8 protein-coding genes are annotated in these 11,435 nt (G+C 51.0%); 5 read left to right on the top strand and 3 right to left on the bottom strand.

Annotated elements, in window-relative coordinates; genetic code table 11:
* Positions 1-337 precede the first annotated feature (337 nt).
* From ACYU87_RS25245 to ACYU87_RS25235, 3 genes are all read left to right on the top strand, one after another.
* Positions 338-1,564, top strand: a complete 1,227-nt coding sequence (locus tag ACYU87_RS25245) for a metallophosphoesterase family protein (RefSeq protein WP_461136786.1) — start codon at positions 338-340, stop codon at positions 1,562-1,564.
* Complete coding sequence (locus ACYU87_RS25240; protein ID WP_461136785.1) at positions 1,561-4,650, top strand: AAA family ATPase; 3,090 nt, start codon at positions 1,561-1,563, stop codon at positions 4,648-4,650. The genes ACYU87_RS25245 and ACYU87_RS25240 overlap by 4 nt, the downstream gene beginning before the upstream one ends.
* Before the next feature lie 273 nt (positions 4,651-4,923).
* Positions 4,924-5,946 carry an alkaline phosphatase D family protein gene (locus ACYU87_RS25235; RefSeq protein WP_461136784.1) on the top strand — a complete coding sequence of 341 codons (1,023 nt, stop codon included), beginning with the start codon at positions 4,924-4,926 and terminating at the stop codon, positions 5,944-5,946.
* A 117-nt stretch (positions 5,947-6,063) separates the two neighbouring features.
* Here ACYU87_RS25235 and ACYU87_RS25230 read toward each other — a convergent pair whose 3' ends face one another.
* The 3 genes from ACYU87_RS25230 to ACYU87_RS25220 all read right to left on the bottom strand — a co-directional run bounded on the left by ACYU87_RS25230 (position 6,064) and on the right by ACYU87_RS25220 (position 9,470).
* On the bottom strand, positions 6,064-6,879 hold the full coding sequence (locus tag ACYU87_RS25230; RefSeq protein ID WP_461136783.1) for an enoyl-ACP reductase FabI: 816 nt from the start codon (positions 6,877-6,879) through the stop codon (positions 6,064-6,066).
* A gap of 117 nt (positions 6,880-6,996) precedes the next feature.
* Positions 6,997-8,034 carry an alpha/beta hydrolase gene (locus ACYU87_RS25225; RefSeq protein ID WP_461136782.1) on the bottom strand — a complete coding sequence of 346 codons (1,038 nt, stop codon included), beginning with the start codon at positions 8,032-8,034 and terminating at the stop codon, positions 6,997-6,999.
* The gene (locus tag ACYU87_RS25220) at positions 8,031-9,470 is read right to left on the bottom strand and encodes a methyltransferase RsmF C-terminal domain-like protein (RefSeq protein WP_461136789.1); all 1,440 of its coding nucleotides are present in this window, start codon (positions 9,468-9,470) and stop codon (positions 8,031-8,033) included. Before ACYU87_RS25220 ends, ACYU87_RS25225 begins: the two co-directional genes overlap by 4 nt.
* Before the next feature lie 80 nt (positions 9,471-9,550).
* Between ACYU87_RS25220 and ACYU87_RS25215 the strand changes: the two genes are divergently transcribed.
* Together ACYU87_RS25215 and bioA are read left to right on the top strand one after the other, a co-directional pair.
* Positions 9,551-10,063 carry a KdsC family phosphatase gene (locus tag ACYU87_RS25215; protein WP_461136781.1) on the top strand — a complete coding sequence of 171 codons (513 nt, stop codon included), beginning with the start codon at positions 9,551-9,553 and terminating at the stop codon, positions 10,061-10,063.
* Between the two features lie 51 nt (positions 10,064-10,114).
* Positions 10,115-11,386, top strand: coding sequence for an adenosylmethionine--8-amino-7-oxononanoate transaminase (bioA, locus tag ACYU87_RS25210; RefSeq protein WP_461136780.1), 1,272 nt, complete (start codon positions 10,115-10,117; stop codon positions 11,384-11,386).
* Positions 11,387-11,435 lie beyond the last annotated feature (49 nt).

The raw sequence follows: 11,435 nt of genomic DNA, 5'->3' as shown, positions 1-11,435 counted from the left end.
GGGTATTGCACGCAATGGGTTGATTGTCAGGGGCTTTCGCTTGTGGTATCAACTCATTCCCGATGTTTGGGAGTGCAAAGGTAGGTGCTTTTTGCCCCCCTGTCAAGCCCTATCCCCAAAATAATTGACGAGTAACCAAATAATATTTGGCAAGCCCCGCAGGATCAATTAGTTACCGGTCAGAACTATTTTCAAACTTTTTTCAATTACCCAGGTTACACCGTGCTTATCGAGCCAAAAGACCCTTCTGAGTCGCTTGTAAGCCTATTATGCAAGCGCTATGAGTTATATTGCATCTTTCTTTTGTATCAATTAATCTGGTACAATTTGTCATCCAATGAAAATACTACATACGGCAGACTGGCATTTAGGGAAGCGACTTCAGGATTTTCAGCGGTTACAGGAGCAACGGGAGGTGCTGGCCGAGATAACTCAGGTAGCCAATGCGGAAGATGTGGATTTGATTCTGGTAGCTGGCGACTTGTTTGATACATTCAACCCCGACCCTAAAGCCGAAGATTTATTATATAGTACGCTAAAAGAATTGACCGCCAATGGCCGGCGGACCGTAGTGGCTATTGCCGGCAATCACGATAATCCGGATCGGATTGAAGCACAGGACCATTTTGGTCGGGAGTGTGGGATCATCTTCGCAGGTTTTCCAAAAACAGAAGTACGTTCGTATGAACTGAGCTGCGATGCAAAGCTGCTGTGCTCAGCGCCAGGATTTATCGAATTGAAGCTTCCCCGCCATGACGCCCCCGTTCGTATTATCATGACACCTTACGCCAGTGAGACCCGACTTCGTTCGTACCTCGGCATGATCAGCATCGACGAGGAGATCCGACACCATTTGGGAGAACATTGGACCGCCCTGGCGACTACTTATATGAATGAGCAGGGCGTCAATTTACTGATGGCTCATTTGTTTGTTATGAAACGTGGTGGCGAACAGCCCGAAGAATCGGACGATGAGCGGAGTATTTTGCAGGTTGGGGGCGCTTCGGTCGTTTATACCGATATGATTCCGCCCCAGGTTCAGTATACCGCGCTCGGGCATTTACATCGATTTCAGCAGATAGCGGGAGGGCCTTGTCCTGTCGTGTATAGTAGCAGTCCATTGGCCTATAGCTTTGCCGAAGCCGATCAGCAGAAATACATCGTTCTTATTGACGCCGAGCCGAATCAGGCGGTAACGGTTACGCCGGTTCCGCTCACCACCGGAAAGCGGTTGTTGCGCCCTCGGTTCAAACGAGTGGACGAAGCCGTTGACTGGCTAAAGGAGAACCCCAACTGTTACGCCGAAATAACGCTGCAAACGCCAACGTTTCTGACCAGCGATGAACGACGTCAATTACAGCAGGCTCATGAATCGCTGGTAACGATTATTCCGGATGTACGCGACGTAGAGGAAACACCCGAGGAAGCAACGCCAGCCATTGACCTTACGCAAAGCATAGAGACGCTCTTTACGAGTTATTTTAAGAACAAGAACAAAGGGCAGGAGCCAAACGAGCGGCTACAGCATTTGTTCCGTGAGATTTTAGCAACCGAACCTGAATGATTCCCATTAAACTGTCCATCCAGGGACTTTACTCCTACCAGGACCTACAGGAGGTTGACTTCCAGCAACTAATTGGATCGAGTGTATTCGGCATTTTCGGTAAGGTTGGCAGTGGCAAAACATCCTTACTGGAAGCCATCAGTTTTGCGCTATACGGCAGAACAGAGCGGCTAAATGCCAGTGACAAGCAAGCGTATAATATGATGAACCTGAAATCGAAGCATCTTATCATTGACTTCGAGTTTCAGGCCGGTGCCGACCAGCATTTATATAAGTTCGTTTACGAAGCCAAGCGCCATCCTAAGAAACACCACGAGATAAGTTCCGGCGAACGACGGATGTTTATTCGTAAGGACGATGAATGGCAACCCATTGGCAACGAGAAAGAGGATGTAGCCATACTATCGAAACAGATTCTGGGCCTCGACTACGACAATTTCAAGCGGACGATCATCATTCCGCAAAACCAGTTCAGGGAGTTTTTGGAGCTTAGTCCTGTCGAACGGACCAAGATGATGAATCAGCTCTTCAAACTCGACCAGTATGACCTGGCCGCACGGGTAACCAAGCTGAGTAAGGCAAACGACGATCAGTTAGCCGAACTTCGTGGGTTACTGTCTCCGCTGGAAGCCGTTACGCCCGATGCTATTGAGCAGGCCAGCGGTACTATTTCTGCCATTTCTGACGCTCTTCTACAGAAAGAGAGCGACATTAATGAGTTGGTTCCTGTCGAAAAACGCTTGCTTGACGACCAAAAGCGGAGTCAGACGCTGATTCTGATGCAGCAGGAGCTGACGCAGCTTCTGCGTAAAGCGGGCCTGTACCAACAACGTGAGCATGATTTGTTACTCTATGAAACCTGTTTGCTCGTCTTTCAGGCCGATTTTGCTAACCTCGACAAAGAAAATAGTCGCAAAACCCGGTTAATCGATCAGGAGCGTACAGCGCAGCAACAGCTTATCTCGGTAACCAAGCGACTGGTCGGTTTACGGAGTTTGTATGAGGCTGCCAAACAGGCTTACGAGAACCGAGAGGAGTTACAGCAAAAAATCAATGAATTAGATACGGTTCAGGAAATACGAACGCTGCAACAATCAATTAGCCAACAGATACGCAACCGGGATGCTTTGGCGAGCCAGCTTGATCGGCATACGCATCAGATTGACCAGCATAGAAAGGATCGTAGTGGTCACCAGCTTATACTGGAGAATGGGCTCGGGCGGGCCTCTGATCTGGAACGTCTGTATAAAGTCAAAAACTGGTTTACGGCGTACAAGCCCCTGAAGAAGCAAGCCGACGATTTTCAGGTGGCCATCGATAAATACGATCTGGCAATTGATTCATTGAAGCAGCAAAAGAATGATGTACTGGTAGGTTTTCCAGCAGACTGGACTGATCTGACGCTTAAAACCTTGCCCAGCCACATTGAGGATGCGTTGGTAAAATTTAAGGAAATACGATCGGAGCGAGAGCTGAAACACCGGCAACTGCTGGTTCAGGACGAATTGCGCAAATATGCCGATGCGCTAACGGAAGGGATGCCCTGCCCCTTGTGCGGAGCCGAGCATCACCCAAATCGGCACCGGGGCGACGCTGACATCGTTGACGTAAAACGAAGCGAAGCGGCCTTGCAAAAAGTAGAACAGCGGATCGAAGCCACATCAACGCTTCAATTAACCATTAAAGAACTGGTCACAAAACTCCGCAGCGAACTGGAAAATGGGAAACGGCTTGTTCAGGAGCGCACCGAAATTGTCAGGCAGTTGACTGAGCACGAGGATAGTTTTGTCTGGTCAGAGTTTTCGAAGGAGCGGGAGGGTGAGGTTGTGGATGCGATCCGGAAGGAAAGTGATGCGCAAAAACGGGTACAGGATGCCCAGCAAGCCGTCCGTGATCTCGAAAAGCGTATTGATGAGCTAACTGTCACCCAGGCCGAACTAACCGGAAAAGTTGCGGATGCGAACAATGACCTTTCCGGTCTCAATGGGCAACTAAAAACAGCCGCTGAATCGCTGGTACATTTTCGGCTCGACGAAGTAAAGGATTGGCGACTGGACCAGATTGCTGACCTCCGCGAATCGTTGAGCCAAGTCTATGATCAGGCGAAAATCCATTTCGATGAGACATCGAGGGAAAAAGGGGAAGCGGAAAAAGCGTTAGCAACCGCTGAAGAGCAAATCCAGCAATTACGCAATCAGCAAAACGACATTAGCCTGGAACTGGATACTCTGGAATCGACCATTGCCCGGAACCTGGACGATCATAACCTTACCCGTGATCAGGTAAAGCAAATTTTACGATCCGGCCTGAACGTCAGTCAGGAACGACAGCAGATCAATGAATACAACGAAAAACGTGGTGGCCTGCAGCTTCAGGTCAACACGCTGGAGGTCGAGCTGGCGGAGCATCCATTCGACCCCATAGCCTTAAAAACGATTCAGGCACAGCTAAGCGCACTGCAGGCCGAAAAAGATGCCCTGAATAAAGAGCACGGCCGCGCGACCAGCGTTCTGTCATCGCTCGAAAAACAATGGCAGCAAAAGCTCGCGCACCAGAAACGCCACGACGAACTTGACCTCCGCAAGCAGGATTTAAAAAAAATGGACGAGATGTTTCGGGCGCAGGGTTTCGTAAACTACGTTTCGTCGGTCTATCTGAAAAATCTTTGTGAATCGGCAAACGAACGCTTTTTCAAGCTGACCAACAATCAGTTGAGGCTGGAACTGGACGAGAAAAATAACTTCCTGGTCCGGGATTACCTCAACAGCGGTGAAGTGCGTAGTGTAAAGACCCTGTCGGGTGGTCAGACATTTCAGGCAGCGCTCTCCCTTGCCCTGGCCCTGTCCGACAATATTCAACACCTGACAAAAGCCAAACAGAACCTATTTTTCCTGGATGAAGGGTTCGGTACGCTCGATAAAGATTCGCTGCAAACCGTCTTTAAAACGCTGAAAGCGCTCCGCTCCGAGAATCGGGTGGTTGGTATTATTTCGCACGTAGAAGAATTACAGCAGGAGGTTGACAACTTTATCCGAGCTGAATCGACCGAGAACGGAAGCCGGATTATTCGAAGTTGGGAAAGTTAGACCTGTGGAAAAGTTGGTTATGTCGAACGGGCTTTACTCGCATTAAATCTGTTTTAAACGTACAGGAAGTAATTTCTCAGCACGTCATGCCGAACTTGTTTCGGCATCTCAAAGCCTCCTAAAAGGCAAGTTGGAGATGCCGAAACAGGTTCGGCATGACGTGCAGCCTAGTGAAATCATCCCTAAGCAGCTTCATTATTAACAAATCTTGAAGTTGCCTGCTAAACAAGCCACCTTTTCTACATTTGCCTCCTACTAACCGAACGCATACGTATGAAAAAACTTGTTACACTTGGCCTGCTCGGCTGCGTAGCGCTGGCCGGGTGCCACACGCCAAAGTCAGGTACAACGTCAGCAGTACAACAGACGCCAGTCACTAAAATCGCCTTTGGGTCGTGTAGCGATCAGAAACGGCCTCAACCGTTGTGGGATGACATTGTGGCTCAAAAGCCGGACGTCTGGGTTTGGCTCGGCGATAACATTTATGGCGACTCGGAAAGCATGGACACGCTGCGCACAAAATACGCCCGGCAGAAAGCCAATCCAGTGTATCAGCAACTACGCCAGTCAACGTCCATAATCGGCGTTTGGGATGATCATGACTACGGCGTTAATGATGGGGGGAAAGAATACCCACGCCGAAAAGAAAGCCAGCAATTGATGCTCGATTTTCTGGATGTACCATCTACCAGCCCATTTCGTACGCAGGAGGGCGGCTATTCGGTTCACACCTATGGCCCTAAGGGTCAGCGCGTAAAAGTGATTCTGCTGGACGGGCGTTATTTTCGTGATCCGCTGAAAAAAGACGGCAAGGCCAACGTTCCGGACCCCTCCGGCGACATACTGGGTGACGCGCAGTGGAACTGGCTGGAACAGCAACTGACCAAGTCTGATGCCGATGTGCATATTATTGGCAGCGGCATTCAGGTTCTACCCGAGGAGCACATTTATGAGAAATGGGCCAACTTCCCCACGTCCCGCCAGCGGCTGCTCGATTTACTGGCTAAAACGAAACCAAAAGGTGTGCTGTTCATCAGCGGTGATCGCCACATGGCAGAGGTATCCAAGATAAGCGTACCTGGCCTGTCTTATGACTTGTTCGACATAACCAGCAGTGGTCTTACCCACGTATCTGCCCCGCACGAAGAACCAAACCGCCATCGGGTTGGCGAGATTGTGTCCAAACTTAATTATGGGTTGATCACCATCAATTGGAAGTCAACGCCTGTAAAAGCCACCGTTCAGATTAACGGCGATGAACAGGCAACATACCTGACACAGGACATTAACTTCTAACAATGAGCTTGTGTCAATTTTCTAAAAGACAGTAAAATGAGTAAGCGGTGAAGGGGACTAAAGATGATGCCAGTGCATTTCTTTAGTCCTCTTCACCGCTTACTCATTTTCAGTTATCTATTCTTTCGTAACCAATGCCATCACCTCTTCCGAAATTCCGGTCATGGAGAAACCACCATCGTGGTATAGATTCTGCATCGTGACCATACGGGTCAGATCCGAGAACATGGTGATGCAGTAATCGGCACACTGGTCTGCGGTAGCGTTGCCCAGTGGAGCTGTTTTATCGGCAAAATCGTAAAATTTGTCGAAGCCGCCGATGCCGCCACCAGCCGTTGTTGGTGTGGGCGATTGCGAAATAGTGTTCACCCGAACCTTATGCGACTTGCCATACCGGTAGCCGAAACTACGGGCAATCGACTCCAGAACGGCTTTGGCATCGGCCATATCTGTATAGAACGGGAATGTCCGCTGGGCAGCCATGTACGTCAGTGCCACCACCGAACCCCACTCACTAATGGCATCCAGTTTATACGCCGTTTGCATCATTTTATGAAATGACAGCGCCGAAATATCAATACTCTGTTTGAACCAGTCGTAATTAAGATCGGTGTACGCTTTTCCCTTACGGATGTTCGGACTCATACCGATGCTGTGCAGGACGAAATCAACTTTACCACCTAACACCTCGGTTGATTTCGTAAACAGGTTTTCGAGATCTTCGACCGATGTTGCGTCTGCCGGAATGATTTCGGCTTCGCATTGTTCAGCCAGTTGTTTGATCGCTCCCATCCGCATCGCAATCGGTGCGTTGGTCAGCGTGAATGTAGCGCCTTCTTCTTTCGCTTTCAACGCGACTTTCCAGGCGATTGATTTTTCGTCTAGGGCACCGGATATGATGCCACGCTTTCCTTTCAGTAATCCGTAAGCCATGTGTCTCTAATGATGACCGGGTCGCCGGTGCGATGACGAATGATAAATGATGACCAGACTGGCGTTTCTGTTTCAGTTAGTCAAAAATTACCATTCCTAATTTGCCCCAAAGTTAGGTTATTTTTTTTCGCCAAGGGCAAGCGTCGGTGTTGATACTGGAACTGGCGGTAATTTTAAGACCGTTGCCATAAACTTTTCTGTAGCCATATAAACCCCTTTCAGATCATGTGACGTGAAGTGCGAGGCAATCACATGCTCACCGGCATTCGGGAAAGCCATTTTCTGCTTTTTGTCGGCTGGCGTACCTAGTTCGTCGTACATCGCCAGCATGGCAGGCACCGAAACGACTTTGTCCTGATGGTCATCGTCTTTGTAGTAATACGCCATAAAGACCGGCTGTTTCACTTGTTGAAACTGGTCGGGCGTCATGAACTGGTCGAGCATCGTTTGCAGCGTAATTAGGCCATTGGTGTGATACTGGGGGAGCCAATACCGGGCACGACCAGCGTTGTAATGGGTATTGACAACGTGTTCACCCTGAAAAACCTGATCCAGAATCTGCTTGCCCCACGGACCGGTAACGAGTTTAAGCGCCGGATTCGCCGTGGCAATACAGGGTGAATACAGAATCAAACCATCAATTTCAGGGTGATGAGCGGCCAGATAAAGCGTCAACATTCCGCCGGCCGATGTACCCATTACAATGACTTTATTGCCCAACGATTTTCCTATTGCCAGAGCCCGCTCGGCCGAAGCAGCGTACATCGAGGGAGTCAGCTTTTCCAGCGCATCGGGTGAGTTCACGCCGTGTTCGGCGGTGCGGGCGAGGTACAAGTTGCAGCCAAAATGGGCCGCAATCTGCTTATGAATGGGATCGCCCTCGGCCCAGGTTGCCGAAAAGCCCGGTATATAAACGATGCTGTACGGCGTTTTGACCTTGTGCAGGCTATCGGCCCAAACGATGCGGGCTTCGTTATCGGGGCGTAAGTTGGCCTCTCTCTCCGACTCCGCAATACGCTGTTCCAGTTTTACCAGATCAGGATCAAGCGTCACCGTTTCCTCTTTGATACCGTCGGAGTGGGTGGTTGGCCCAAGTAGGTAACCAACCGCAAGAACGGCCCCCAGTAAGCCTGCAATCAGGAAAAACCGTTTCATACGTATTCTTTTATATCCATTCGGATCCGCCAGTCCTTCGGCAGGTAATTATTGACACGCGTACCAACGCCTTTTACCCACCCCAGATTCATGCCCTGATAACGAGCTAGCAGCCAGCCCTTAACAGGTTCGTCGAACACCAGATTCTCCTTCTTAAAGTATCGCAGCGCATCTTCCTTACTCAATTCCAGACCGGGTAGTTGCTGATTGACCGCTGTACTGAGCGCCAATGCGTGGGATGGAATAAAGTCCTGCCCCTTGAACTGTCCCATATCCAGCCCGAATCCCTTACTTTTCAGGGCACTATCGAGAAACAGAAAGGTTTTTTCCAGCGCTTTCGGCAGCGCCATTACATCGCCATTGGGTTTCTCCCAAAGCGAAAAGTCAGCTGGCTTTTCGAGCCATTTCGCAGCCGACGCCGTTTCACGCGGACGGAGCGCCCGTATGGTGCGGAAGGTGCGCGCATCCAGTTTCACCACCGGGGTGAAGGCTGTTTTCTGAAAAACACTGATAAAGAACCCCTCGCCCCGAACCCGATGCGGATAGCACTGGTAGCCCACGGCGTCGCCCGTTTCCGGATCGCCAGCTTGTTTCTCTACGATGTTCCAGTCGGCAGGCAGTACCAGCGGTCTATTTCGAAAACCGTTCTCGGTCAGGTAGCGAACGTTCTCGGTGTTTTCAGTATCGTTGTAGGTACAGGTGCTATAAATCAACACACCGTTGGTATCCAGCAGGGGGGCAGCCGCAGCCAGAATCCGTTTTTGCCGGGCCGAACATAGATTCACACTTGCTTCCGACCATTCCTGCATGGCATCGGGATCTTTCCGAAAAAGCCCTTCGCCCGAGCAGGGTGCATCGACCAGCACGACATCGAAAAAACCGGCCAGATTGGCCATATCCTCCGGATCGTGATTGCTGACCACCACATTCGGATAGCCCCATTTATCCAGATTTTCGCGCAGCACAGACACCCGGCTACGGATCACTTCATTACAGATCAGCAAACTGTCGGGGTGCAGCGCCGATGCCAGTAACGTGCTTTTCCCGCCGGGAGCCGCGCATAAATCCAGCACGCGCAACGGACGACTCAGGTTAACGGTTTGCCGTAAGGCCTCATGCAGCAGCATCGAAGACGCTTCCTGAACATAGTAAGCCCCGGCCTGAAAAAACGGATCGAGCGTAAAGCTTGGTCGCTCGGGCAGGTAAAAACCCTGCGGACACCAGGGTACCGGCACCAGGCCCGTTGTAGTATAGCCCGGATTGGCCACCTTCCGGGGATTCATCCGAATACTTACGGGCGTCGGTTGTCGTAATGCTTCCTCAAACTCGGTGAACTCGGCACCCGACTGGATAGTCTCCAACTGCGCCTTCATTTGCGCCAAAAAAGCGGGGGGCCATCCAGCCGGGGACCATCCAGTCGGGGACCATCCAGCCATACCGTCGGGCGAAACAGGCTTATGTGTTGTCATTTGACAAAAATACGCAACTGTCGGGCGGTTTTCACTAAACTTGCAGCATGACTAGCCCACAAGACCAATTCAAGCAAATCAAGACCTTTATTTTTGATATAGATGGCGTACTGACCGATGGTGGTGTATCGCTGCTGGCATCGGGGGAGCGATTCCGGACGGTTTTCATCCGCGATACGTACGCCATCGAACAGGCGCTGAAGGCAGGTTTTCGCGTCGGCATCATCTCGGCGGCCAATGCCGACGGGCTCCGTAGCTGGTTGACTTCCATGAATGTTAAAGACATTTTCATGGGTGGCCCCTCCGATCAGAAACTGAATGCGTACCTAGGCTACATAGCCCGCGACAGCCTCAACGAATCCGAGATTCTGTACATGGGCGATGACCTGCCCGACTACCCGATTTTAAACCGGGCCGACGTTTTGAGTACTTGCCCGGCCGACGCCGTTGCTGAGGTTCAGGCCGTTTGCCAGTACATCTCACCTTATGCGGGTGGCCGCGGTGCGGTGAGGGATGTGGTCGAACAGGTTATGAAAGCCCAGGGAAAGTGGGGTATGTAATTCGCTTTTACCGGGATGACAGACGTCTTTTTATCAAGCATCAACGTTACCATGAATGACTTAGCCGAACGCGATCAGGCCGTAATCTGGCACCCGTTCACCCAAATGCAAACCGCTCCATTGCCTCTTCCAATAGTGCGGGGCAGCGGCTCAATACTCTACGGTTCTGACGGCCGCGAATACCTGGATATGATTTCTTCGTGGTGGGTGAACATTCACGGCCATGCCCATCCACACATTGCCAAACGGGTATCTGAACAGCTCCAGATTCTGGAACACGTCATTTTTGCGGGGTTCACGCACCAGCCAGCGGTTGAGTTGGCCGAGCGACTCCTAGCCATTCTCCCCCCGAACCAGTCGAAAGTATTTTATTCAGACAATGGATCGACGGCGGTAGAAGTAGCCTTAAAAATGGCATTCCAGTATTGGCACAATCTGGGTACACCCCGTAAAAGGATCATTGCCTTTGAGAATGCCTATCATGGCGACACGTTCGGGGCTATGGCGGTTGGCGGGCGCAGTGCTTTCACGGCACCGTTCGTTCCGTTTCTGTTCGATGTCGATTATCTGCCGGTGCCAACGGCGGGGCAGGAAGCAGTCGTTCTACAACAGGCGGAAGCCCTGTTCACAAACGACGTAGCTGCTTTTATTGCCGAGCCACTCGTTCAGGGCGCGGGCGGCATGGTTATGTATGAACCGGGCATACTGGATAAGTTGATTCAGCTGGCCCGTAGTCAGGGGGCACTCGTTATTGCCGACGAAGTGATGACCGGTTTCGGCCGGACGGGTAAGTTGTTTGCCTCAGACCATCTGGCCGAAAAGCCCGACCTTATGTGCTTGTCGAAAGGGTTAACGGGTGGAACCATGGCGCTGGGCGTTACGGCCTGTGCGGCCCATATTTACGATGCCTTTCTGTCTACCGACAGACACAAGACGCTCTTTCACGGTCACTCGTTCACGGCCAATCCGCTGGCCTGTACAGCCGCGCTGGCCAGTATGGACATCCTTCTCTTGCCCGAAACACAAGCCAGTATTCAGCGTATCAGCCGGAGCCATGCGGACTTCGCGCAACGGTTGGCCACGTACGCGTCGGTCGATACCATTCGCCAGCACGGGACACTGCTTGCGTTCGATTTAAACGTTGGCGAACAGACCTCTTACTTCAATAATATTCGGGATACAGCCTACAACTTCCTGCTTGACCGAGGGGTTTTGATGCGTCCATTGGGCAATGTTTTGTACCTGATGCCTCCATATTGCACCACCGATGAGCAACTTGCGTTTGCTCATAAGCACATTGAAGCGTTATTAGCGACAATCTGAGTATGGGCACCTTGACATTTAACGTTGAATCACCCACCTTTGCCTGACC

This window comes from Spirosoma lituiforme (genome assembly GCF_054776635.1).
Note: the sequence above shows the minus strand (reverse complement) of the source record. Positions and strands in the feature narration are given on the sequence as shown.

Excerpts from the sequence above, each read along its gene's own strand:
- bioA (WP_461136780.1), top strand. The coding sequence starts at position 10,115 with ATGAATGACTTAGCCGAACGCGATCAGGCCGTAATCTGGCACCCGTTC.
- ACYU87_RS25235 (WP_461136784.1), top strand. The coding sequence starts at position 4,924 with ATGAAAAAACTTGTTACACTTGGCCTGCTCGGCTGCGTAGCGCTGGCC.
- ACYU87_RS25245 (WP_461136786.1), top strand. The coding sequence starts at position 338 with ATGAAAATACTACATACGGCAGACTGGCATTTAGGGAAGCGACTTCAG.
- ACYU87_RS25225 (WP_461136782.1), bottom strand. The coding sequence starts at position 8,034 with ATGAAACGGTTTTTCCTGATTGCAGGCTTACTGGGGGCCGTTCTTGCG.
- ACYU87_RS25230 (WP_461136783.1), bottom strand. The coding sequence starts at position 6,879 with ATGGCTTACGGATTACTGAAAGGAAAGCGTGGCATCATATCCGGTGCC.
- ACYU87_RS25240 (WP_461136785.1), top strand. The coding sequence starts at position 1,561 with ATGATTCCCATTAAACTGTCCATCCAGGGACTTTACTCCTACCAGGAC.
- ACYU87_RS25220 (WP_461136789.1), bottom strand. The coding sequence starts at position 9,470 with ATGGCTGGATGGTCCCCGACTGGATGGTCCCCGGCTGGATGGCCCCCC.
- ACYU87_RS25215 (WP_461136781.1), top strand. The coding sequence starts at position 9,551 with ATGACTAGCCCACAAGACCAATTCAAGCAAATCAAGACCTTTATTTTT.